Origin of the sequence: Gemmobacter caeruleus (assembly GCF_008271655.1) — a bacterium.
GTDB classification, from domain to species: domain Bacteria; phylum Pseudomonadota; class Alphaproteobacteria; order Rhodobacterales; family Rhodobacteraceae; genus Gemmobacter; species Gemmobacter caeruleus.
In genome coordinates this window covers 93,731-116,774 of sequence record NZ_VKKX01000052.1, presented here as the reverse complement: position 1 = coordinate 116,774, position 23,044 = coordinate 93,731, and the positions used below count along the sequence as shown (strand labels likewise).

26 protein-coding genes are annotated in these 23,044 nt (G+C 67.5%); 8 read left to right on the top strand and 18 right to left on the bottom strand.

Going from position 1 to position 23,044, the window contains the following annotated elements; translation table 11 throughout:
• Positions 1–30 precede the first annotated feature (30 nt).
• The 4 genes from FOA17_RS17440 to FOA17_RS17425 form a co-directional block, all read right to left on the bottom strand.
• Positions 31–1,335, bottom strand: coding sequence for a UDP-glucose dehydrogenase family protein (locus tag FOA17_RS17440; protein ID WP_149142784.1), 1,305 nt, complete (start codon positions 1,333–1,335; stop codon positions 31–33).
• A 90-nt stretch (positions 1,336–1,425) separates the two neighbouring features.
• Entirely contained in the window at positions 1,426–2,343 is a 918-nt protein-coding gene (locus FOA17_RS17435; protein WP_238991869.1) for a DMT family transporter, read from the bottom strand.
• An 82-nt stretch (positions 2,344–2,425) separates the two neighbouring features.
• Positions 2,426–3,031 (bottom strand): LysE/ArgO family amino acid transporter, encoded by a 606-nt coding sequence (locus FOA17_RS17430; protein ID WP_149142783.1) that lies wholly within the window; start codon positions 3,029–3,031, stop codon positions 2,426–2,428.
• Positions 3,024–3,413, bottom strand: a complete 390-nt coding sequence (locus tag FOA17_RS17425; RefSeq protein ID WP_149142782.1) for an ACT domain-containing protein — start codon at positions 3,411–3,413, stop codon at positions 3,024–3,026. The genes FOA17_RS17430 and FOA17_RS17425 overlap by 8 nt, the downstream gene beginning before the upstream one ends.
• A 90-nt stretch (positions 3,414–3,503) precedes the next feature.
• Between FOA17_RS17425 and FOA17_RS17420 the strand changes: the two genes are divergently transcribed.
• Complete coding sequence (locus FOA17_RS17420; protein ID WP_149142781.1) at positions 3,504–4,391, top strand: LysR family transcriptional regulator ArgP; 888 nt, start codon at positions 3,504–3,506, stop codon at positions 4,389–4,391.
• Here FOA17_RS17420 and FOA17_RS17415 read toward each other — a convergent pair.
• A complete protein-coding gene (locus FOA17_RS17415) occupies positions 4,376–4,693 on the bottom strand; it encodes an antibiotic biosynthesis monooxygenase family protein (RefSeq protein ID WP_149142780.1) in 318 nt (105 codons plus the stop codon). The two genes, FOA17_RS17420 and FOA17_RS17415, sit on opposite strands and share 16 nt — an antisense overlap.
• 47 nt (positions 4,694–4,740) lie before the next feature.
• Here FOA17_RS17415 and FOA17_RS17410 point away from each other — a divergent pair, with 47 nt between their 5' ends.
• Positions 4,741–4,929, top strand: coding sequence for a hypothetical protein (locus FOA17_RS17410; protein ID WP_149142779.1), 189 nt, complete (start codon positions 4,741–4,743; stop codon positions 4,927–4,929).
• Here the strand turns inward: FOA17_RS17410 and FOA17_RS17405 are convergent.
• Positions 4,904–5,215 (bottom strand): hypothetical protein, encoded by a 312-nt coding sequence (locus tag FOA17_RS17405; RefSeq protein WP_149142778.1) that lies wholly within the window; start codon positions 5,213–5,215, stop codon positions 4,904–4,906. The genes FOA17_RS17410 and FOA17_RS17405 overlap by 26 nt on opposite strands.
• 150 nt (positions 5,216–5,365) lie before the next feature.
• Between FOA17_RS17405 and FOA17_RS17400 the strand changes: the two genes are divergently transcribed.
• Both FOA17_RS17400 and FOA17_RS17395 read left to right on the top strand, forming a co-directional pair.
• A complete protein-coding gene (locus FOA17_RS17400; protein WP_149142777.1) occupies positions 5,366–5,677 on the top strand; it encodes an ETC complex I subunit in 312 nt (103 codons plus the stop codon).
• 285 nt (positions 5,678–5,962) lie between these two features.
• On the top strand, positions 5,963–6,367 hold the full coding sequence (locus FOA17_RS17395) for a DUF2177 family protein (RefSeq protein WP_149142776.1): 405 nt from the start codon (positions 5,963–5,965) through the stop codon (positions 6,365–6,367).
• Here FOA17_RS17395 and FOA17_RS17390 read toward each other — a convergent pair.
• From FOA17_RS17390 to FOA17_RS17380, 3 genes are read right to left on the bottom strand one after another with little or no spacing between them, the layout of a single operon-like run.
• Positions 6,348–7,097, bottom strand: coding sequence for an SDR family NAD(P)-dependent oxidoreductase (locus FOA17_RS17390; RefSeq protein WP_149142775.1), 750 nt, complete (start codon positions 7,095–7,097; stop codon positions 6,348–6,350). The genes FOA17_RS17395 and FOA17_RS17390 overlap by 20 nt on opposite strands.
• Before the next feature lie 4 nt (positions 7,098–7,101).
• Entirely contained in the window at positions 7,102–7,737 is a 636-nt protein-coding gene (locus FOA17_RS17385; protein ID WP_149142774.1) for a ChrR family anti-sigma-E factor, read from the bottom strand.
• Positions 7,734–8,399: a sigma-70 family RNA polymerase sigma factor gene (locus tag FOA17_RS17380; protein ID WP_238991868.1), complete on the bottom strand. Its 666-nt coding sequence runs from the start codon at positions 8,397–8,399 to the stop codon at positions 7,734–7,736. Before FOA17_RS17380 ends, FOA17_RS17385 begins: the two co-directional genes overlap by 4 nt.
• Positions 8,400–8,528: 129 nt before the next feature.
• Here FOA17_RS17380 and FOA17_RS17375 point away from each other — a divergent pair, with 129 nt between their 5' ends.
• From FOA17_RS17375 to FOA17_RS17365, 3 genes are read left to right on the top strand one after another with little or no spacing between them, the layout of a single operon-like run.
• Positions 8,529–9,809: an NAD(P)/FAD-dependent oxidoreductase gene (locus FOA17_RS17375; RefSeq protein ID WP_149142773.1), complete on the top strand. Its 1,281-nt coding sequence runs from the start codon at positions 8,529–8,531 to the stop codon at positions 9,807–9,809.
• Between the two features lie 3 nt (positions 9,810–9,812).
• Entirely contained in the window at positions 9,813–10,595 is a 783-nt protein-coding gene (locus FOA17_RS17370) for a DUF1365 domain-containing protein (RefSeq protein ID WP_149142772.1), read from the top strand.
• Positions 10,595–11,755, top strand: a complete 1,161-nt coding sequence (locus tag FOA17_RS17365) for an SAM-dependent methyltransferase (protein ID WP_149142771.1) — start codon at positions 10,595–10,597, stop codon at positions 11,753–11,755. The genes FOA17_RS17370 and FOA17_RS17365 overlap by 1 nt, the downstream gene beginning before the upstream one ends.
• A gap of 5 nt (positions 11,756–11,760) precedes the next feature.
• On the opposite strand, the gene FOA17_RS17360 is transcribed toward FOA17_RS17365, so the two are convergent.
• Both FOA17_RS17360 and FOA17_RS17355 read right to left on the bottom strand, forming a co-directional pair.
• Positions 11,761–13,233, bottom strand: a complete 1,473-nt coding sequence (locus FOA17_RS17360) for a TrkH family potassium uptake protein (protein ID WP_149142770.1) — start codon at positions 13,231–13,233, stop codon at positions 11,761–11,763.
• A 48-nt stretch (positions 13,234–13,281) separates the two neighbouring features.
• Positions 13,282–14,730 carry a TrkH family potassium uptake protein gene (locus FOA17_RS17355; RefSeq protein WP_149142769.1) on the bottom strand — a complete coding sequence of 483 codons (1,449 nt, stop codon included), beginning with the start codon at positions 14,728–14,730 and terminating at the stop codon, positions 13,282–13,284.
• Positions 14,731–14,855: 125 nt separating this feature from the next.
• On the opposite strand from FOA17_RS17355, the gene FOA17_RS17350 reads away from it, so the two are divergent.
• A complete protein-coding gene (locus FOA17_RS17350) occupies positions 14,856–16,439 on the top strand; it encodes a DUF4034 domain-containing protein (RefSeq protein WP_162528305.1) in 1,584 nt (527 codons plus the stop codon).
• Position 16,440: 1 nt separating this feature from the next.
• Here the strand turns inward: FOA17_RS17350 and FOA17_RS20205 are convergent, their stop codons facing one another.
• From FOA17_RS20205 to FOA17_RS17315, 7 genes are all read right to left on the bottom strand, one after another.
• Positions 16,441–16,548 carry a DUF1287 domain-containing protein gene (locus FOA17_RS20205; RefSeq protein WP_149142767.1) on the bottom strand — a complete coding sequence of 36 codons (108 nt, stop codon included), beginning with the start codon at positions 16,546–16,548 and terminating at the stop codon, positions 16,441–16,443.
• 113 nt (positions 16,549–16,661) lie between these two features.
• Entirely contained in the window at positions 16,662–17,723 is a 1,062-nt protein-coding gene (gene folE2 / locus FOA17_RS17340; RefSeq protein WP_149142766.1) for a GTP cyclohydrolase FolE2, read from the bottom strand.
• Positions 17,724–17,895: 172 nt separating this feature from the next.
• Complete coding sequence (locus FOA17_RS17335; protein WP_149142765.1) at positions 17,896–19,257, bottom strand: FGGY-family carbohydrate kinase; 1,362 nt, start codon at positions 19,255–19,257, stop codon at positions 17,896–17,898.
• Positions 19,254–19,568 (bottom strand): L-rhamnose mutarotase, encoded by a 315-nt coding sequence (gene rhaM / locus FOA17_RS17330; protein WP_149142764.1) that lies wholly within the window; start codon positions 19,566–19,568, stop codon positions 19,254–19,256. Before rhaM ends, FOA17_RS17335 begins: the two co-directional genes overlap by 4 nt.
• Positions 19,568–20,557 carry an ABC transporter permease gene (locus tag FOA17_RS17325; protein ID WP_149142763.1) on the bottom strand — a complete coding sequence of 330 codons (990 nt, stop codon included), beginning with the start codon at positions 20,555–20,557 and terminating at the stop codon, positions 19,568–19,570. Before FOA17_RS17325 ends, rhaM begins: the two co-directional genes overlap by 1 nt.
• Positions 20,554–21,528 carry an ABC transporter permease gene (locus FOA17_RS17320; protein WP_149142762.1) on the bottom strand — a complete coding sequence of 325 codons (975 nt, stop codon included), beginning with the start codon at positions 21,526–21,528 and terminating at the stop codon, positions 20,554–20,556. Before FOA17_RS17320 ends, FOA17_RS17325 begins: the two co-directional genes overlap by 4 nt.
• Positions 21,525–23,027 (bottom strand): sugar ABC transporter ATP-binding protein, encoded by a 1,503-nt coding sequence (locus FOA17_RS17315; protein ID WP_149142761.1) that lies wholly within the window; start codon positions 23,025–23,027, stop codon positions 21,525–21,527. Before FOA17_RS17315 ends, FOA17_RS17320 begins: the two co-directional genes overlap by 4 nt.
• Positions 23,028–23,044: the final 17 nt, after the last annotated feature.

The following is a 23,044-nucleotide window of genomic DNA, read 5'->3' as shown; positions in this document are numbered from 1 at the left end:
GGCCCGGCCCGGCCGACAGCGCGGGCGCGATCAGCGCCCCACGCCCTCGTAACGGTCGAAACCGGCGGCCAGCACCTCGTCGCGGTCATAGATGTTGCGCAGATCGGCCATGCGCGGCTGCGCCATCTTGCGCGCCAGCTTGCCCAGATCGAGCGCGCGAAACTCGTTCCATTCGGTCAGGATCACCACCAGATCCGCGCCTTGCGCCGCGCCATAGGGGCCGTCCACCCATTTGACGCCAGGCAGCAACGCCTCGCCCTCGTGCCGGCCCTGCGGATCGACGACGCGCACCTTCGCCCCCGCCCCCACCAGCGCGGGCACGATGGTCAGCGCCGGCGCGTCGCGCATGTCGTCGGTATTGGGCTTGAAGGTCACGCCCAGCACCGCGACCGTCTTGTCGCGCAGCACGCCATCGCAGAGATCCTCGATCTTGGCGATCATGCGATGCTTGATCTCGTCATTCACCCGGATCACGGTTTCGGTGATCTGCATCGGCACGGCATGTTCCTGGCCGATCCGGGCCAATGCCTTGGTATCCTTGGGGAAACAGCTACCGCCATATCCCGGCCCCGCATGAAGGAACTTGGCGCCGATCCGCCCGTCCATGCCGATGCCCTTGCTCACCGCCTTCACATCCGCGCCCACCCGTTCGCACAGCGCGGCGATCTCGTTGATGAAGGTGATCTTGGTCGCCAGAAAGGCATTGGCCGCATATTTTATCATCTCGGCGGATTCGAGATTGGTATAGACAACCGGAAATTCCCGCAGCGACAGTGGGCGATAGACCGCCTCCATCACCTTGCGGGCGCGTTCGCTTTCGACGCCGACCACCACCCTGTCAGGGCGCATGAAATCGTCGATCGCCGCGCCTTCGCGCAGGAATTCGGGGTTGGAGGCCACGTCGAACGGCGTCTGACCCGAGCTGCGGGCCACCGCCTCGGCCACCTTGCGATTGGTGCCAACCGGGACGGTCGATTTCGTCACGATCACCGCATAGCCGGTCAGCGCGGCGCCGATTTCCTCGGCCGCCGCCATGACATAGCGCAGGTCGGCATGGCCGTCGCCGCGCCGGGTGGGGGTGCCGACGGCGATGAACACCGCATCCGCGCCCGCCACCGCCTCGGCCAGATCGAGCGTGAAGGACAACCGCCCCGCCGCCACGTTCTTGGCCATCAGCTGTTCCAGCCCCGGCTCATAGATCGGCACCTCGCCGCGGCGCAGCTTCTCGACCTTCGCGGGATCCTTGTCCACGCAGACCACATCATGCCCGAAATCCGAGAAGCACACCCCGGAAACCAGCCCGACATAGCCGGTTCCAATCATCGCAATCTTCATTACCCTGCCTGCCCCGCGGCGCATGGGCCGCCTGTTGTTTCTTGGCGCCCCCGTTTTCGCAGGTGACCCGGGGCCTGTCAAACCGGCAGATCAGACCTTGGTCGCCTGCGGTGGCGGGGTCAGCGGGCGGCGCTTCAGCTGCGCCTCGCGGAAGGTGATATAGCTGATCGCGGCGATGATCGTGCCGCCCCCCAGCAGCACCCAGCCATCCACCCCCTCGCCAAAGACCAGCCAGCCCAGCAGCGTGGCCCAGACCAGTTGCAGAAAGGTCACCGGCTGGGTCACGGTCAGCGGCGCCACGCCAAAGGCGCGCGTCATGCAGTAATGCCCCAGCGTGGCAAAGACCGCCACCAACGCCAGCGCCCCCAGCTGCGTCAGGCTGACCGGCACCCAGACCCAGAACGCGAGCGGCGCCAGCCCGATGGTGACGCACAGGCTCATCATGCCGACAATGGCCGAGGCGGAGACCTGCGCGCTCAGCCGCTTGGCAAACAGGTAGGAGCCGGCAAAGAAGAACGCCGCCCCCACCTGTGCCAGATGCCCGTCGGTGATCTCGCGCAGGCCGGGGCGCAGCACGATCAGCGCACCGCAGATCGCGACCAGCACCGCCAGGATGCGCCGCAGCGCCAGCACCTCGCCAAAGAACAGCACGCCCCCCAGCGTGACCAGCACCGGGTTCAGGTAGCCGATCGCCGTCACCTCGGCCACCGGCAGGCGCGCCATGGCGTGAAACCAGCAGATCACCGCCACCATATGCACCAGCCCGCGCAGCGTGAACAGGCGCAGGGTTCCGGGTGGAAAGCCCCGCCGCAGCAGCGGCAGCAGCGTGGGCAGCAGGAACAAAAGCCCAAATCCGAAGCGGATGAAGGCGCCCTGCGGCGCCGGCAGATCGGTGCCCAGCCAACGCACGAAGCCCGTCATCACGACAAAGCTGAGGCCCGAGGCCAGCATCCAGGCCACGCCCTGCACGGGTTTGGGATCATTGATCGGGGCGCGCGTCTCTGTCATGGCGGAAAAAGACCCCGGCGCGCGTCCGGGCGCAAGGGGGGCATTGTGCCGGGCACAATCGCCGGCAGCGGTCTGGTCCGCGTCAGCCGCCCAAGGCCAGTCCCGCCGCCAGTGTCCACATCACCAGTCCGATCACGATCTCCAGCACCACCCAGGCGCGGGGCCGGGCGAAAACCGGCGCCAGCAGCCGCGCGCCAAAGCCAAGCGCCGAAAAGAAACTGAGCGAGGCCAGCGCGGCCCCGATCCCGAAGGCCAGGCCATGCGGCGCATATTGCGCGGCGATGGAGCCGATCAGCACCACCGTATCCAGATAGACATGCGGGTTGGCCCAGGTGAACATCAGGCACAGCATCACCGCCCGGCGCAGCGGCACCGGGGGCGCGTCCTGCGGCACCAGCGCCTCGCCGCCCCGGAGCGCGGCACGAAAACGCAGCGCCCCGTAGATCGTGAGGAACGCGACCCCCAGCCAGCGCATCGCGGTGCCGAACCAGGGGGCAGCCTGCGCGATGGCGCCAAAACCGCCCACCCCCGCCGCGATCAGCACGGCGTCCGAGGCCGCGCAGATCAGCACGACCACCGCCACATGCTCGCGCCGCAAGCCCTGTCGCAGCACAAAGGCATTCTGCGCCCCGATCGCCGCGATCAGGCTGAGCGCGACCAGATAGCCCGAAACCGCCGCCTCAAGCATCGCCCAGCCCGCGCAGGATCGTCATCGCCCGGTCGGCATCGGCGGCCGGCAGAAAGATATGGTCATGGTGAAAGCCCGCGATCATGTTGGCGCTGATGCCCGCCCCGGCCAGCGCGCCGGACACGGCGGCGGTCAGGCCCACGGCCTCCAGCGCGGAATGGACGGTCAGGGTGATGCGCGCCATCGGTCCCTGCGGCACCAGACCCGCGCCCTGCAGCGCCGCCATCGGCGCGATCAGGGTCAGCCCCTCGGCCTCGGCGACGGTGGCAAAGGGCGTCAGCCCCTCGGGGCAGCGCGGCGCCACGGCATAGCCCCAATCGCGCCTGCAAAGCTCCGGCGCCATCTGCGCCAGCAGGATTTTCAGATCCGTTTCGCCCGCCATGCCATGTCCTTTCTCTCTTGCGGGCTTGACTTAGCGGCGCGCGACAGTCGAAATCCAGTTAATCTTTCTCTTGCCGATTAAGTATCCCTAATGCTCGACTATCCCAACCTGGCCGCGCTGGCGGCGGTGCATCGGCGTGGTTCCTTCGATCTGGCGGCGGCGCAGCTGGGGGTGACGCCCTCGGCCGTGTCGCAAAGGGTGAAGGCGCTGGAGGAACGGATGGGCACGTTGCTCATCCGGCGCGGCCAGCCTTGTGTCGCGACCGAGGCGGGGCTGCGGCTGATCCGCCATCATGACGAGGTCATGCTGATGGAGGCCGCGCTGGCCCTGCCCGATGCGCAGCCAACCACGCTGCGCATCGCGGTCAATGCCGACAGTCTGGCAACCTGGGTCATTCCCGCGCTGGCCGCCGTGCCGGATCTGTTGTTCGATATCGTGATCGACGATCAGGAGGTCAGCCAGGACTGGCTGCGCCGGGGCGAGGTGGCGGGGGCGATCACCTCGCATCCCGGGCCGTTGCAGGGCTGCGATACGGTGCCGCTCGGGCGGCTGCGCTATCTTGCGACGGCAAGCCCCGGCTTTCTGCACCGCTGGATGCCCGGAGGCGCCACGGCCGATGCGATGCGCCGCGCGCCCAGCCTGACCTTTTCCGACAAGGACAGGTTGCAGACCCGCTGGTTGCGGCAGCATTTCGGCGGGCCGCTGGTGCCGCCGACCCATCGCATCGCCTCATCCCAGGGCTTTGTCGATGCCGCGCTGGCGGGGCTGGGCTGGGGCATGAACCCCGTGCCGCTGGTGGCCGATGCGCTGGCGGCGGGCAGGCTGGCAGAGATCGTGCCGAACACCCCGCTGGACGAGGCGCTGCATTGGCAATTCGCCCGCCGCACCGCCCCGGCGCTTGCGCCACTGACCCGGGCGCTGCGCCGGGCGGCAGCGGCGGTGCTGTTGCCGCCGGGGACGGATCAGAACACCGCCTGAACCTCGTACATCACCGGCTCGAAACTGCGCGACAGGCTGGAGATCAGCTTGTTCCGCTCGCGCATTTCGGGGCTGCGCAGCATGGCCTGGTAATCCTCGCGGCGCTGCCATTGCGAGTAATTGGCGATCCGGGTCCGGGCGTCGTTCATGTGCAGCCCTGCGCCCAGAAAGCCCGGCTGATGGCGGATGAATTGCGCATAGGCCTCTTCCAGCGCATCCATCAGGTCATGCGCGGTGCCGGGCGTGACCTCGAAAGTGGTGATGACGGTCTGGCCTTGAAAGGCGGCGGTGATCTCTGGCATGGTCGGTCCTCCCGGTTTTCAGCCTAGCACCATGATGAGGGAAATCCATGCGCTTCCTTGACGCCGACCACCCGTTCTTCCGACGCCCGGTCGCCCGCTGGGGAACCGCGCTGGCACCGCTGGTCTGGGCGGTGGTGGAATTTGCCACCGGCAATCCGGGCTGGGGCATCCTGTTCGGGGCGGCGGGCGCCTATGCGGCCTGGGCGCTCCTCATCGTCGGCCCTTCGGACAAGTGACGCGGGCGCGCATCTCGCCGCTGTCGCCCTGCACGGTGGAGGGCACGACATTGCACCCGGTGAGCCAGGGCACGATGTCGATCATGGTGGCGCGGATGCGCTGATGTTCGCCCGGATCGGCCCAGCCGAGCCGGATGACCTCCACCCGGTTGTCCTTGCGATAGAGAACGTAATCGCGCCCCTCGACAGTGGTTTCATGCCGCGCGCCCCCCAGCATCAGCGGCGCAGGCTGGGCGCCGCAGGCGACGCAGAACAGGCACAGGGCAAGGCAGGCGATCCATCTCATGCCGCCAGCCTGGGCGAGTCGGGTTAAGACGGGGTTAATCCCGCCCCAGCCCTGCGGCGAAAGGTGCAAAATCCCCGGTTTCGTGACGCCTCCCCCTTGTCAGGCCGGGGGTTTTCGCAAATAACGGGGCAGATTTGCAAGGAGTCTCCCATGCGCGCACGCATCTACCAGCCCGCCCGCAACGCGATGCAATCGGGCACCGCCAAGACGAAGGGCTGGATCCTGGATTACGCGCCCGCCTCGGCCCGCGAGGTCGATCCGCTGATGGGCTGGACCTCGACCACCGACACCACGACCCAGGTGAAGCTGCGCTTCGACAGCCGCGAGGCCGCCGAGGATTACGCCCGCGCCCATGGCATCGAGTTTGACGTGGTGGACCCCAATACCCGCAAGCCCAATATCCGCCCGCTCGGTTATGGCGAGAATTTCGCGACCAGCCGGAAGGGCGCCTGGACGCATTGATCGCAGGGCGCGGCCAGGCCGGGTGATATCCGGATCAGACCGCGACAATCCGCATCAACATAAGGGGCGCCCAATGGGCGCCTTTTCCATATCTTGACTTCGGCAGCCGGGACCAAACCGCGTGAAGGCCCGGATCGAGATCATCGAAAGCGCGGGCGCCGGACGGCGGTGCAACGCCCTTCCCCTGAAAGCGCACAAATCGCGGCCAACGGAGTGCCGGGAAGTGATCCGCATCGCCGCGCGCGCCGTATCACAACCAACACACCGGGCGGAGCGGCCAGCACCATGGGACAAGTCATTCTTCTTTATGCGGCGACGGCAACGGTCTTTCTGGGGCTGGACAGTCTGGGCATCCGCTACCTCATCCGCCCGGTCTTCGAGACGCATATCGGGCCGCTCCTGGCCTCGCCGATCCGGCTGGGGCCGGCGGCGGTGTTCTATCTGTTCTATGTCGCGGGGCTGCTGGTCTTTGTGTCATGGCCCGCGCTGAAAGCCGGCGCGCCGCTTCAGGCGCTTGCCTACGGCGCCCTGCTGGGCGCGATGTGCTATGGCACCTATGAGATGACCAATTATGCCACACTGGCGGATTGGTCCTGGCAACAGGTGGTGACCGACGGTTTGTGGGGCACGGCCCTGACCGGCTTTGCCGCATGGGCCGGGGTGGCGGCGCTCAGCGGTCGTGTGACGTGACGCCCAGGCGCGCGGTCAGGCGCAGCGACAGCGCGTAGGGCAAGGCGCGCAGGAACTTCATCGCCCAGGTGAAGCGCCGGGGGAAATGCAGCTCGAAAGCGCGGCCCTGCAAGCCCCGGATCACCGCCTCGGCGGCCTGATCGGGGGTGATGATGGCGGGCATGGCAAAGCGGTTTCTGGCGGTCAGCCGGGTGGCCACGAAACCCGGGCAGACCAGCCGCACATCGACGCGCGGCGCAAGTTCGATACGCAAGGTCTCGGCCAGATTGTTCACCGCCGCCTTGGTCGCGCTGTAGGGTTGCCCGCCGGGCAGGCCGAAATAGCCCGCGACCGACCCGAACAGGACCAGTTGCCCACCATCACGCAGCAAGGGCGGTGCAAGGCGGGCGACCTCAAGGCTTCCCAGCAGATTGACCGTCACGAGTTGCGCGGCGGCGGCGGGATCAAGGTCTGCGACCCGGCCCGGATCATAGATCGCGGCGGTGCAGATCACCGCGTCCAGCGTGGCGGGCGCGATCGTGGCGGCGGCCTCGGCCAGCGCATCCGCCGCGGCCAGATCAAGCGGCAGAACCCGCGCCTCGCCGCAGGTCTCGGCCAGCGCCGACAGCGCGGCCCGGTTGCGCGCCGACAGGATCAGCCGCGCCCCCTGTGCAACAAGCGCCCGCGCCAATGCGGCGCCGATCCCGTCGCTTGCGCCGATGATCCAGACGGTCTTGCCGGCAAAGCCCATCCGGTCAGATCCGGAACAGCGGTTGCAACAGCCGGGGGATCATGGCGCGGAACCGCAGCGGCGCGTCGGTGGCCGCAAGGCAGATGCACGGCGCCCCCGATCCGGCGACAGGCTGGTGATCCAGATCGTCCTGCGCGATCTCCACATCGCCGCGGCCAAAGCGGCCCTGGCTGTCGGCAAAGCTGCCCTGAAGCACCAGGGTCAGCTCCAGCCCGCCATGGCTGTGTTCGGGCACCGCGCGTCCCGCCGGGATATAGAGCAGGCGCAGCGCGCCATCGGCCCCCGCCGACAGGATCTGCTGGCGGATGCCACCGCCCAGCATGCGCCATTTCGGCGGCTGGCCGCCAAGCGCCTGCATGACCGGCGCCGGAAAGATGCCGGAGCCCGTGATCGGCCTTGGCGGCGGCGGGGCGTGATCGAGCGCGGCCAGCAGACGGTCCTGCGCGCCGGGGCTGACCGGGGCGGGCGCGATCCGGTCGAGCAGCGCGCCGCCCAGCATCTCTGCCGCCTCGGCCCGGGCGCGACAGCTGTCGCACAATGACAGATGCGCCGCGACGACCACCGCGAAAGGATGGTCGAGATTGCCGGTGACATAGGCATCGAGCAGGGCGTCTGAAAGGTGATGGGTGATGGGCGTCATGGTTGCCTCAGGTCGTTCAGGTCGCGCCGCAGGCGTTCCAGCCCCAGGCGGATGCGCGATTTGATGGTGCCAAGCGGAATGCCGGTCAGTTCACTGATCCGGCTATGGGGCAGTTCCTCGAAATAGGCCTGTTCCAGGACGCGGGCCTGATCGGGGGCCAGCGCCCCGAGCGCGCTGCGCAAAAGCGCCGCCTCCTGTCCAAGCGCGAGGATCTGCGCGGCGTCGGGTTCGGTATCTTCGGGTTCGGCCAGAATCTCTGGCTCGGGCGGTGGTTTGCGGCGGGCAAGGTCAATGCGGCGATTGCGGGCGATACGATAGATCCAGGCACTTGCCTCGGCCCGATGGGGGTCGAATTGCGCGGCCTTGTGCCAGACGGCCAACATGACATCCTGCACCACGTCTTCGGCGCTGCCGTCGCGCAGCCCGCCGCGCATCAACATGCCCTTTAACCGGGGCGCAAAATACTGGAACAGCAACAGAAAGGCCGCGCGGTCGCGATGATCGCGCACCGCCAGCAGCCATTGCGTCGGGTCTGTCTGCGGTGCCGTCTCGGCAGGCAATCGGCCGCTCTCCCCTGCTGTCGCCCCGCCCCCGCGGCATGGCCCCATGGCGCCCGGGGCGGGCGACGGGATCACGTCTTGCTGGCTGAGGTCTTCTGGCATCATGGACGGAATACGCCCCTTTTCGCCAAACAGATCACCCCGCCGGAAAAAATGCAATTCCGGTCAGGTCGGGTGATCCGGGCGCGTGGCGGATGCGTATGAAAAGACAAGCAAACAACGGGGGCGACGGTGCCTTTTGACCTATCGCGCGGCGCGCCGCAAAAGATCGCCATCATCGGCGGCGGAATTTCGGGCCTCTCGGCGGCCTGGCTCTTGTCGCGGCACCATGAGGTCACGCTTTTAGAGGCGGCGCCGCGCCTGGGTGGACATGCCCGCACCGTCATGGCGGGACGGCGGGGCGATGTCGCGGTGGATACCGGCTTCATCGTCTTCAACTATGCGAATTACCCGCATCTGACGGCGCTGTTTCGCGATCTGGATGTGCCGGTGCAGCGCAGCGACATGAGCTTTGGCGTCTCGCTCGGGGGGGGCCAGGTCGAATTCGCGCTGCGGTCGGCCAATGCGCTTTTTGCGCAGCGGTCCAATCTGCTGCGCCCGGGTTTTCACCGGATGATCCGTGACATCCTCCGCTTCAACGCCCAGGCGACGCAGGCGGCAGAGGGCCGGGCGGATCTGACGATCGAGGGGCTGATTGCGGAGATGGGGCTGGGCTCGCGGTTTCGCGACCATTATCTGTATCCGATCTGCGGCGCGATCTGGTCCACGCCCGCGCAGGCCATCGGCGCCTTCCCCGCCGCCACGCTGCTGCGGTTTCTGGGCAATCACGCGCTGATGTCCAAAAGCGGGCAGCATCAATGGTGGACGGTCACCGGCGGCAGCGTGAATTATGTGAACCGGCTGGTGGCCGCGTTGCAGGCGCGGGGCGTGGCGCTGCGCCCGGCGACGCCGGTGCGCGCGGTATCGCGCAGCGGCGCCGATGCGACGGTCCAGATCCAGGGCGGGGCCGAGCGGTTCGACCAGGTGATCCTCGCCTGTCACGCCGATCAGGCGCTGGCATTGCTGAGCGACCCCTCGCCCGAGGAACGTGCCGGGCTGGGGGCGTTCCGGTTTCAGGACAACCGCGCGGTCCTGCATGCCGACCCGGTGGTGATGCCGCGCCGCCGTGCCTGCTGGAGTTCATGGGTCTACCGCGCCGATGATCCCGGGGCGGGGCCGGCGGTGGGGGTCACCTACTGGATGAACCGCCTGCAATCGCTGCCGGCGGATGACCCGCTTTTTGTCAGCCTCAATCCCGCTGCGGGCATCGACCCCCGGCTGATCTATGACGAGACGACCTTCCGCCATCCGGTTTTCGACCGGGCCGCGATCGAGGCGCAGGGCCAGCTGCATGCCCTTCAGGGGGTGCGGCAGACCTGGTTCGCCGGGGCCTGGCTGCGCAACGGCTTTCACGAAGACGGGTTTGCCAGTGCGATGCGCATCGCGCGCGCGCTGCTGCCCGCCCGGGTCTAGCCGATGGGCGGGGGGCTTTCCTGCGATCTGGCGGCGGGTGCGGTGCTGCATCTGCCGGCGGATGTGACCCATGCCCGGCGCGGGGCGCTGCGCCATGCCTTTCGCTATCGCGTGGATTATCTGTTGTTCGCCCCCGAGCGCGTGCAGGCGCGGGGCCTGTTCCGGCTGGGGCGGTTCGGGCTGTTCAGCTTTTGCGCGGCGGATCACGGTGGCGCGCGGGGCGCGGGCCGGGGCGCCGCCTGGGCATGGGAGGTGCTGGCCCGGGCAGGATTGCCGCGCGAGCGCGACATGACCTTGGCGCTGATGACGCAGCCGCGCTTTCTGGGTTTCTGGTTCAACCCGGTCAGCTTCTGGATGGTGCTGCGCGGCGATGCGCTGCTGGCCGTGATCGCCGAAGTGAACAACACCTTTGGCCAGCGGCATTCCTATCTGTGCCACCTGCCCGGTTTCGCGCCGGTCGGGCCGGCGGACCGGCTGGACACCGACAAGGTCTTTCACGTCTCGCCCTTTCAGGATGTGGCGGGGCGCTATGAATTCCGTTTCAGCCTGAACCCCGCCGATATCGCCGTCCTGATCCGCCATCTTGACGGGGAGGAGGGGCTGGTTGCCACGCTGCGCGCGCGGCCCCGGCCGCTGAGCCAGACCGGGCTGCTGGCGGCGGCCCTTCGTCGGCCGGGGGGCGCGCTGCGCATCCTTGCCCTGATCTATTGGCAGGCCTTGCGCCTGCGTCTCAAGGGGGGGGCCTACCGGCCCCTGCCCCCGTCACCGCCCGAGGAAATCAGTTGATGACATCGTCGCAGACCCGCTTTCTGGCCGCGCTTGAAGGGATCGAACAGGGGCGCCTGACCCTGATCACCCCCGAGGGGCATCGCCATCATTTCGGCAGCACCGGCCCCGAGGCCGAGATGCAGGTCACCGACTGGGCGCTGCTTGCCGCGCTGGCGCGGCGCGGCGATGTGGGCTTTGGCGAGGCCCATGTCGCGGGCCATTGGGACAGCCCCGATCTTGAGGCACTGCTGACCCTTGCCATCCGCAATCTGGATCATCTGGGCGGTCAGGGGCGGCAGGGGATGCTGGCGGGTCTTGGCCTGCGCCTGATCGACCGGCTGCGCGCCAATTCCCTTGCGGGGGCCGCGCGCAATATCCGCGCCCATTACGATGTCGGCAACGAATTCTATCACCTCTGGCTTGACCCGGGGATGAGCTATTCCTCGGCGCTGTTCGACGGGACGGACGATCTGGAAACCGCGCAGGCCCGCAAGAATGACCGCATCTTGTCGCGGCTGTCGCGGGGCGAGCGCATTCTGGAAATCGGCTGCGGCTGGGGCGGCTTTGCCGAACGCGCCGCAGATGCCGGGCGCCATGTCACCGGGCTCACGCTGTCGCCCGCGCAAAAGGGCTATGCCGATGCCCGGCTGGATGGGCGGGCCGAGATCCGCTTGCAGGATTACCGCCATGCCGGCGGGCACTATGACAATATCGTCTCGGTCGAGATGGTCGAGGCCGTCGGCGAACGCTACTGGCCCACCTATTTCGCCACGCTCAAGGCGCGTCTGGCCCCCGGCGGGCGGGCGGTCCTACAGGCGATCACCGTGCCGGATGCGGAATTTTCGGTCTATCGCAAACGATCCGATTTCATCCGGCACCATATCTTTCCGGGCGGGATGCTGCCCAGCCCGGCAATCCTTGCGCATCAGGGGGCGCAGGCGGGGCTGGCGCTGCGCGACAGTTTCTCCTTTGGGCAGGACTATGCGCGCACCTGCCGGATCTGGGCCGCGCGGCTGGCCGAGGCCGCGCCGCGCATCCGCCGCATCGGCTATGACGCGGCCTTTCTGCGCGGCTGGCGTTACTATCTGGAGGGATGCGCCGCGACCTTTGCCACCGGGCGCACGGATGTCGTGCAGGTCGAATACAGCCATGCCGACGGTATCGCCCTGGCGGCCTGAGCGGCTCAGTCGCGCCAGAACCGCGCGAGAAACAGCACATAGACCGACAGCAGTTCCAGCCGGCCCAGGATCATGCCCAGGATCATCAGGATCTTGGCGCTGTCGGGAAAGCCGTTGACCGCGCCGGTCGGGCCAACCTCGGGGCCCCAGACCGGGCCGATATTGGCGATCGAGGTCCAGGCCCCGGTCAGCGCCGTGCCGATCGACAGCCCGGTCAGCGACAGCGCCACCGCCAGAAGGCCAAAGCTCAGCACGAAGGCGGTGAAGAACATGATGACCGAATCCAGCACATCCTCGGTCACCGGCTGGCCGGCATAGCGCGGCTGCGCCACCACATGCGGCCGCCCCAGCTGCATCATGCGCACGCGCACTGCCTCGATCAGGATCTGATAGCGGAACACCTTGACCGAACAGGCGGTGGAGGAGGTGCAACCCCCGATCAGCCCCATGGTCAGCAAGACCACAAAGGCAAAGCTGCCCCAGGCCGTCACATCGACCGAGGCATAGCCGGTGCCGGTCATCACGGTGACCACGTTGAAGGCCGCCTCGCGCAGCATGTAAAGCGGCGCCTCGCCGCCAAAGATCACGCCCGCCGCCGCGACCAGCACCACCGCATAACCCGACCAGCGCAGAAAGCCCCGCACCTGCGGATCGCGCCACAGCGCCTTCGGGTCGCCCCCCATCACCTGCACGAAGCGGATGAAGGGCATGGCGGCCAGCAGCATGAACAGCGTGGCCGCCACCCGCTCGGCCCCGCCATGCGCGCCAAAGCTGGCGTCGTAATTGGAAAAGCCGCCGGTGGACAGGCAGCTCAGCGCATGGATCACCGCGTCATAGCCATCCATCCCGAGAGCATGGAACACCAGCGCGCAGATGACGGTCAGCGCCACATAGATCTCGATCAGCGCGCGCGAGATGTCGAAGGCCCGCGGCAGGATCTTGCCCTGGGTGTCGAAACTTTCCGAGCGGAAGAACTGCATCCCCCCCACCCGCATCACCGGCAGGAAGATCATCGCGACGATCACGATGCCCAGCCCGCCCAGCCATTGCAGCATGGCCCGCCACAGGTTCACCCCCAGCGGCAGGTGATCGAGGCCCGGGGCCATCGTATCGGGATCGGGGCCGATGATCGTGGTGCCGGTGGTGGTCAGCCCCGAGACCGCCTCGAAATAGGCGTCGATGAAGCGCAGGCCGGGCGCGCCAAAGGTCATCGGCAAGGCGCCGAAGGCCGGCAGCAGCACCCAGACCGAAACGGTCAGCAGAAAGGCCTGCCGCACGCTCAGCCCCTGGCCCAGGGCATTGGCGCTCGACAAGGCAAGAACGCCGCCCACCAGGCCGGTGACCGAGGCCGCGCTCAGAAACCCGCGCCAGTTGTCGTCGCCCGCCGCAAGGTCAAGCGCCATCGGCAGCGCCATGAACAGCGCAAGGGCCACACAAAGCAGGCCAAGGACAAATCCGACAGGACGCAGGTCGATCATGATGCCGACCTTGATCCGCGCCGGGCCGCGCTGTCAATGTGCCCGCGCTCAGCCACGCCAGAACCGCGGTAGCACCACGACAAAGACGGTCAGCAGCCCCAGCCGCCCCAGCAGCATGGTGGCGATCATCACCCATTTCGCCGCTTCGGGGAATTGGTCATAGGTCGAGGTCGCCGCCACCGCCGGCCCGATCGCATAGCCGATATTGCCGATCGACGACCAGATCGCGAAGATCGAGGTCTCAAGGTCGATCCCGGTCAGGGTCAGCGCCACGCTCAGCACCCCGATCAGCAGGATATAGGAGGTGACGAACATCATCACGCCGTTCAGCGTCTCGCTGTCCACCGCGCGGCCGGCATAGCGCACCGGCTCCACCCGGCTGGGGCTGCCGATCAGCCGCAGCCGCATCCGCACCGCCGCCATGGCGATTTGCACCCGGAACACCGTCAGCGCCCCCGAGGATGACCCCGAACAGCCGCCGATCACCCCCACCACCAACGCCGCCACCAGCGCAAATCCGCCCCAGGCCACATAGGGGCCCGATCCAAAGCCCGTGCCGGTCAGCAGCGAGACGATGTTGAACAGTGTGACGCGGAAGGTCGGCTCCAGCGGCTCGCCCGTGGCCAGCACGCGCCAGAGCGTGACCGCCCCGACCGCGACCGCCAGCCAGACCAGATAGGACCGCACCTGCGGGTCGCGCCACAGCGCATCGCTGCGCCCCGTCGCCATCTGCACATAGCGGATATAGGGCAAGGCGGCGGCGGCCATGAAGAACGCCCCGGCATATTCGCCCGCGCCCGCATAGGCGTTGAACGAACTGTCCTGCGGTGAAAATCCGCCCGTCGCGATGGTGGCAAAGGCATGCACGACCGCATCCAGCGCGGTCATGCCCACGGCCTTGTAGACCATGAGACAGGCAAGTGTCAGCCCGGCATAGACCCCCAGCAGCGACAGTGCGATATCGCTGGCGCGGGGCAGGATCTTGCCAAAGGTGTCAAACCCCTCGGTCTTGAAGAACTGCATGCCCCCCACCCGCATCACCGGCAGGAAGATCATCGCGATGAAGGCGATCCCCAGCCCGCCCAGCCAGTTGAGCATGCCGCGCCACAGGTTCATCCCCGCCGGCAGATCGACCAGCCCGGTGATCACCGTCGATCCGGTGGTGGTGATGCCGGAAACCGCCTCGAAATAGGCATCGGTAAAGCCCAGATGCGGCGCGCCCAGCATCAAGGGCAGCGCGCCGAACAGCGGCGTCACGACCCAAATGCCCAGCGTCAGCAGAAAGGCGCTGCGGGTGTCAAAGGCCGCGCGCAGCGCGCCGCGTGTGGCCAGCACCACCAGCCCCCCCATCCCCGCGGTGATGATCGAGGCCTCGGCGATGCCGCCCGCATTGCCATTGCCTTGCGCTGCGTCCAGCAATGCCGGCAGCAGCATCAGCCCGCCCAGCAACAGGACCAGCCGCCCCAGAATATTGGCCACAGGCGCAAAGACGATCATGGCGCGACCTTCATCCGCTTTCCGCCGCGCTGTCAATGGCATGTCCACCGCGCCGCACCACACCGAAACCGTCACAATTCAGGCGTATTGATCGACCAAATTTCCCGCAAAAGGAGAGCATCCCGATGCGCAGCCTGTTCATGATTGTCCTGACCCTGATGCTATGCCCCATGGTCGCGCAAGCGGATCTTTCGATGGATCGTCTGCATGCGCAACTGGTGACGCGCGATTTCGATGCGCTGGACCGGGATCTGGCGGATGCCCATGCCGCCGCGCTGGCAAGCCGCGATTTCCGTGACCTGCGCAGCGCCTACGCAACGCTGTTCGTAGCTGCCAATGACGACAGGCTCCACCCGACACGGGCCTGGGCCAAGGCCCGCCCCACCTCGCCCTATGCAACGACGGCATTGGGCTGGATGCTCTATCGCCGGGCCTTCCAGTTGCGGGGCGATGGCTACTGGAACAGCCTCGCGCCCGAGACACAGGCGACCTTTGTCGAAACCATGACCGAGGCGAGCTTGCAGGTCGAGGCCGCCCTGGCCGTGCGCGACGATTTCCTGCCCGCGATCGACCTTGCGATCCTGCTGCGGCAGGCGGGGTTCGGCAACCGCGCCCCGGTCGCATTGATGAACCGGGCGCTTGGCATCGCGCCGGGCCGGCATGTGATCTCCCTGACGCTGGACGCGCTGCACCCCCGCTGGGGCGGCAGCGCGGAACAGATGTTCGCGGTCTGTGACGGGCTGACCGGCGATCTGCGCGGCTATGACCGCGAGCTGTGCCAGCTTGAGGCGAACTTCATGCTGGTCTGGCATATCCCCGACTGGTCGCCCGAGGCCATTGCCGCGCTGGAGCGGCGCCCGGAACCGATTCTGGACGGGATCCGGCTTCAGGCCTATATGTCGGTCTGGGCGCAGCGCCCCGAGGCCGGGCGCATCGCGGCCGATCTGCTGCGCGGCCAGATGGGCTGCAATGCAAATGCCCGCTACATGCGCGACGCGGCCCGGCTCATCGACATTCGCATCCGCCATTCCTCCGATCTGATCGCCGAGATCGAACAGGCGCAATTGCAGATCAGCCGCAATTGCCTCAGGGGCGAGCCGCAGAATGTGGATCTGGCGGTCAGCGCGATTGCCGAATTGCTGCGCGACCCTTCGGGCAACAGCCCGGGGCCGCGCAGCGATATCACCCGCAAGGCGCTTGAGGCCGGGGCGATCTGGCAAGAGGCGCTGCCGCTGGGCCAATATCGCGCGGATTACTGGGCGGCCTATGGCGATATCGCGGTCACGCTGACCGACGGGCGCGGGGTCGAGACGGAACCGCGTTACCTCAATGCCCGGATCAATGCGGTGCATTTCAGCAATTATGACCCGACGCCGCTGCGGCGCCTGCGCGATGCCTATTTCGACACGGCCTATGACGGCGTGACCGCGCGGCTGAGCCGGGCGGGCGCCGAAAAACGCGCGGCCGCCAGCACGGCGCTATGCCCGATGTTCCGCGCCGCCCGGCTGCTGGAGGCGGCCTGCGCCCATCAGCCGCAAAGCCCCGATTGCGAGGATTGGGTGTTCAACAGCGAGGGCCAGACCCAGAACCAGGTGATCGACGAGATGGCCAAGGTCGCGACGGTCTGCCAATGGGAACGCACCGCGCCGCTGGAGCAGCTGCTTTATACCCCGATCCCGGCCACGGCCTTTCGCCCGCCAAGCCAATAGGTCAGCCCCCGGCGACCTGCCCGCCCAGACGCGCGATCAGATCGGGCGTCAGCCGGAAATGGCCGGTGATCTGCCAGTCGAACAGCCGATCCTCGACCCGGCGCCACAACCAGCCCGCTGACCGCCTGCGCCACCAGCCGCGCCTGTTGGGGAAAGGCGATACCGGCCGCCGCCATGGTCATGCCGACAAGCACGCCCCCGGCAAGGAACCGCATCCGACGCTCAGCCGATATGGAACAGCGTCTGGAACAGGCGCGGGTCCAGGCTGGTCTGGGCGAAGGTCGGCCCCTCGGTCAGCAGGCTGACCGCATCATGACTGTGCAGGCTTTCCTGATGGCTGGCCAGCACGCGGAAATCGCCGATCCGCGGGTCGGATTTCAGCGCGGCGCTGAACAGCCGCGCGGCATCCTCGACAAAGATCGGGTTGGCGGCGTTCAGTTCGGCAAAGGCCTGTTCATCCTCGCGCTTGACCATGACCTGCGTCTCGGTCGGGATGGCGCGACGGCACAGCGCGATCACGTCCTCGAACCACAGCGCCGCGCCGGGGTTCAGCACCAGCGACAGCCGCGCGACCGAGCGTTGCGAATGCGGCGTGGCCAGCTGGCCGCGCGTGGCACGGGCATGTTCGCTCAGTTCCAGCGAACAGGGGCAGGTGCTGGAATAGACGTAATCCAGATGCAGGATGCGCAGCCGCTGGCCGGCCTGTTCCACCAGTTCCAGCGCGATGTCGTAATATTGCCAGCCCGCAAGGCCCGAGCGCAGCGAGGTCACCTTGACCGGATAGCTGAAGCGCATCTGGATGCGGGCGTCGAAACTGCCCAGATCGCGCTTGTAATCGTCCAGCGCGCGGTCGATGACGTCAAAGCTGAAGGCACTGTCGGCATGGGCATAGAATGACCGCATGATGCGGCTCATGTTGATGCCCTTCTTGTCGGCCTCAAGGCTGACGGTGCCGGTCACGCTGGTTTCCAGCCTTGTGTCGCCGCCATCGGGCAGACGATAGCGGATCGGCAGGCGGAAATTGGAAATGCCGACATGCTGGATGGCGCGACGCTCGCCCCGGATCAGGCTTTCCGGCCCGTTTTGCAGATCGGGCAGCGTGGACTTGTAGGCGGCATCGGCGGCGAACTCCTGCGGATAGGCCCGGCTCAGCGTCGGATAAAGGCCAAGTGCCGCCTGTTCGGCCGCCGTGGCCCCCGCGCTCCAGCGACGCAAAAGCGCCAGCGCCTCGGCCGCGGCTTCGGCCGAAGGGGGGGTGTCGATTTCGGGCAGATGCACATTCATGGCATATCCTTCCGGTTCCGGCAGCCCAGGGGGCGGCCTTCAATGTCAACAGGTATACGCGCGCAGGGGCCGCGCAGATCACCGTCCTAGCCGGGTTGCGGCGGAAAAGCGACCCCCTATCAGATGGGGGCCGCGCGGCGCGGTTCAAGGGGCAGCCGGCCTTGGCGCCGCGTCATGCCCGGTCGCGCCAGGCCGCCGCATAGGCCCGCAGCGCCGCGGCGTCCTGGGGCGGGGGCACCTTGCGGGTGGCGGGTGCCGCGCCCTGCGGCAGACACAGCAGCGCCGCCCCCGCCGAGGTGCCGGTGGCCGAGGCCGCGACCTCCACCCCCTCGGGACGCAGCGCGGCCAGCATCGCAAGGTAATCGGCATTGCGGGCAAAGGGGCCCTCGACGATCAGCGGGCCGCGCGCCCCGATCAGACCGAGGCAGGTCTCGGTCATCAGGGCCAGATACCAGCCAAGCGCGAGCATCCGCTGGCCTGCGGTCGCGGCCTCGCCCTGCCAGCGCATCGCGCGGCCGGCAAAAGGGCCGGAGCCCGGTTCGACCGCCGGCAAGAGCCATATCCCCGCCAGCACCGCCGCGCGATCGGCGGCATCGGGGGCGGCCCCCTCGGCGCCTGTGGCCCCGGCGCGGATCAGCTCATATTCCCGCCCGCCCATGAACCGCGCGGTCGGCACGCCCTGCCCCCGGGCATTCACATTGACCAAGACGTCGCGCGCGGGGTCCAGCGGCACCGCGTCGCCGCCCATGGCCATGGCAATCACCCAGGTGCCGGTGGACACCACGCTGAACGACCCCTGCCGCCCCAGAAGATGCGGATAAAGCGAGGCATTGCTGTCATGGATGCCGGTCGCGACCGGCGTGCCGGGGGCGATGCCGGTCGCCGCCGCCAGATCGGCGCGCAGCCCCCCCAGCACCGCATCCGACCGCCGCGCCGGCGCGATGCGCCCCTCCAGCCCCAGCCGGGCGACCAGCGGCGAAAAGCGCGCCTCGAACGGCGCCCAGAGATCGGTGTGACAGCCCAGCGAGGTGACATCCGTCGCCATGACCCCGGTCAGCCGCCAGCCCCAATATTGCGGATAGGTCAGCACATGGGCCAGCCGGTCGCGCAGGCCGGGCTGCGTTTCCAGCAGCCAATGCAGTTGCGCGCCCAGATTCAACCCCATCGGCAGCCGCGCCGATCCGGTCAGCGCGAAATCGGGGCGCAGCGCGTCATAATCCGCCGCCAGATCGTCCGGCCCGGCATGTTCGTAATCCAGCATCGGCGCGGCCAGACCGCCCTGCGCATCCAGCAGCACCGCCGCCGCGCCATGGGTGGTGACCGAAATCGCATCCACCCCATGCGCCGCCTGAAACGCCGCCAGATGCGCCAGAAAGAAATCCCAATGCCCGTCCAGATCGAAATGCGGATAGGGCGGGCCGGGGATCACCCGGTTGGGCCGCGTCACCACCGCGATCTCGCGCAGGCTGCCGCCTTCGACCAGCGCGAGCTTGGCGTTGGTCTTGCCGATGTCGATCACCGCGACATGGCTCATGGCAGGTGAAACATCGGGATCAGCGGCACCGCGACCGGCGCATTGTCGGGATGCACCGCCATCAGATCGGCCATATGCGCCCACCAGCGCCGCATTACCGGATGGGCGGGCAGATCGTCCATCCCGTGATCGTCGCGCCGCCACAACACGCCGAACAGCGCATGGGTTTCGGGGTCGAGATGGATCGAATAATCCTCCACCCCCGCCGCTTTCAACAGATCGACCAGTTCAGGCCAGATGTCATCATGGCGGCGGCGGTATTCCTCGGCCCGGCCGGGGTTCAGCTGCATCCGAAAGGCGTATTTCTGCATCACCGCCTCCACATGGCCCAAAGCCGGGGCAGCGCGATCACCCCGATCAGCAGCGCGCCCACGATGATCGACATCACGATCCCCGGCACGTTCAGAAGGCCAAGGCCAAAGGTCACCAGCCCCATGACCAGCGCCGCGATCACCACCCCGGGGATCGACCCCGATCCGCCCAGGATATTGATCCCGCCCAGCACGACCATGGTCACCACCTCCAGTTCGAACCCAGTCGCGATGGAGGGGCGGGTGGAGCCGAGGCGCGAGGTCAGGCAGACCGCGGCAAGGCCGCTCATCACGCCGGTCAGCAGGAACAGGATGAAGCGGACCCGATCCACCCGGATGCCGGAAAACCGCGCGGCGGTGGCGTTGTTGCCAATGGCAAAGACCATGCGGCCAAAGCTGGTGCGATGCAGCAGCACGCCAAAGACCACCGCCATCACCGCGAACAGCACCAGTTCCACGCTGAACACCCACCAGACATAGCCCTGCCCGAACCAGCCGAACCCCGACGGATAGCCGGTATAGGCGCCATCGCCCAGGACGATATAGGCGATGCCGCGAAACAGGCTCATCGTGCCGATCGTCACCACGATCGAGGGCAGGCCGAACCCCGCAACCAGCACCCCGTTCACCGCGCCGCAGGCCAGCCCCGTGCCCAGGCCCAGCACCACCAGCAGCCAGACCGGCGCCCCCGCCACCATGGCCGCCCCCATCACGGTGGAGGCCAGCGCGATGATCGAGGCGACCGAAAGGTCGATCTCGCCCGCGATGATCAGCATGGCCATGGCAAAGGCGATCAGCGCCTTTTCGGTGAAGTTGAAGCTGGCATCCGACAGGTTCCACGGGTCGAGAAACCAGGGCGAGGCCAGCGCATTGGCGACAAAGATCGCCACCGCCACGGCCAGAAGCAGCGCCTCCCAGCTTTTCAGGGCGCGCGCCAGCGGCGATTGCAGGCGGTCGGGGATCTGGCGAAGGGTCGGTGAGGTGGTCATGCGCGATGCTCCGCCTTGGTCAGGATGATCCGCCCCGCCGGCCCCTGCCCGCGTGCGTTGAAGGCAATGGCGATCAGGATCGCGGACCCGGAAATCGCCATCTGCCAGAAGGGCGAGATGCCGATGACGGGAAGGGCGTTCTTGACGATGCCCAGAAACAGCGCCCCCATCACCGCCCCCGCGACCGAGCCCGCGCCGCCCGCGATGGCCACGCCGCCGATCACGCAGGCCGCCACGACATCAAGCTCGAACCCGCCGGCGATATCGACATAGGCGACCGCATAGCGCGCCACCCACAGATAGCCGGTCAGCCCCGCCAGCGCGCCCGAGATGACAAAGGCCGCCGCCTGCGTCCCCCCGACCGAGATGCCGGCATAGACCGCCGCATGCGGATTGCCGCCCACGGCAAACAGCGCCCGGCCCAGCGGCGTGCGGCTGACGATCAGCGCAAAGGCCGCCACGATGGCCAGCGCGATCCAGGTCATCACCGGCAGGCCCAGAAACACCGCGCGCGGAAAGGCCTTGAACCCTTCGCTCATCTGATGCGCGTTGATCCATTTGCCGTCTGTCAGCAGAAAGATGATGCCGCGATAGATGGTCATCGTGCCCAGCGTCACCACGATCGACGGGATCGACAGCTTCCACACCAGAAGCCCGTTCACCGCGCCCAGGGCCGCGCCAAGCGCGATCACCGCCAGCAGGATCAGTGGCAGCGGCACCCCGGCCCCGTTCAGCATGGCCGAAATCATGCCGCACAGCGCCAGATTGGCCGCGACCGACAGGTCGATGCATTTGGTCACGATCACCGCCATCTGGCCAAGCGCCAGAATGATCAGCGGCGCGGTATCGGTCAGCACATTCGCGAGGTTCCCCGGCCGCACGAAACCGGGAAAGCGGCTGGCAATCACCGCGAGCAGGATCAGAATGGCCAGCGCAAGGATCGCCTCGCGCGATTTCAGCAGGGCGTTCATGCCGCCTCCCCTTCCCCGATGCCGACAGCGGCGCGCACCAGATTTTCCGGTGTCATCGCCGCGCCGGAAAATTCCGCCGCGATCCGCCCCGCCCGCATCACGATCACCCGGTCCGACATGCCCAGCACCTCGGGGATTTCCGAACTGACCATGATGACGGCCAGCCCCTGCGCCGCCAGTTCCGACATGAAGTCATGCACGGCGGCCTTGGATCCGATGTCGATCCCCTTGGTCGGCTCGTCCAGGATGATGATGCGGGGGCGCGTGGCCAGCCATTTGGCGATGACCACCTTTTGCTGATTGCCCCCCGACAGCAGCCCCACATCCTGATCGAGGCTGGCCGCCCTGAGATCGAGCCGCTGCGTATAGTCGCGCGCCAGCGCGAATTCCTCGGCCAGCCGCAGAAAACCGGCGCGGCTGGTGCGCGACAGCGACGGCAGGGTCACGTTCTGAAAGATCGGCAGCCCCTTGACCGCGCCTTGCCGGCCGCGATCCTCGGGGACATAGACGATGCCGGCCGCGACCGCCTCGGCGGTGGAGCGGATCACCCGCACCTCGTTATCCACCCGGCAGGCCCCCTTGGAGGGGCGCGTGATGCCGAACAGCGCCTGCATCACCTCGGACCGGCCGGCGCCGACCAGGCCGTAAAAGCCCAGGATCTCGCCCCGGTGCAGGGTAAATCCGATATCCTCGAATTCGGTCGGGTGGCTGTAGCCCGCCACGGTCAGCACCGGCGGGCCGATCTCGGCCGGGCGCTTGGGGTAGATCTGGTCCACCGCGCGGCCGACCATCATCTGCACCAGCGCGGCCTCGGTCACCTCGGCCATTTGACCTTCCGCGACAAACTGGCCGTCGCGGAACACGGTATAGCGGTCGGCGATGCGGAATATCTCGTCGAACTTGTGGCTGATGAACAGGATCGCCTTGCCCTGCCGTTTCAGCGTCTCGACCAGGTCATAGAGTTCGTGAATTTCCTTGTGGCTCAGCGCGGCGGTCGGCTCGTCCATGATGACCACCCTTGCGTCGATCGACAGCGCCCGCGCGATGGCAACCAGATGGCGCGAGGCGATGCCCAGATCGCGCAGCCGCGCCTTGGGGTCCAGATCGGCACCGATCCCCGCCAGCAGGCGCCGCGCGCCGTCAACCATGGCGGCGCGGTCGATCAGGCCGAAACGCCCGCGCGGGGCATGACCGATGAAGATGTTTTCGGCCACGGTCAGTTCATCGAACAGCACGGTTTCCTGATGGATCGCCGTCACGCCCGCCACCCCCGCGGCCTGCGCGGTCGGGAAGGTCATCGGCTGGCCATCCACCGCAATCGTGCCCTCATCGGGCTGGTAGATGCCGGTCAGGATCTTGACGATGGTCGATTTCCCGGCGCCATTTTCACCGATCAGCGCGGTGACCTGGCCGGGATGGAGGTCAAGCTGCACGCCATCCAGCGCGCGCACCCCCGGAAAGCTCTTGGAAATGCCGCGAAGCGACAGGACGGGTTGCATGGGCGTTTCCCTGATGG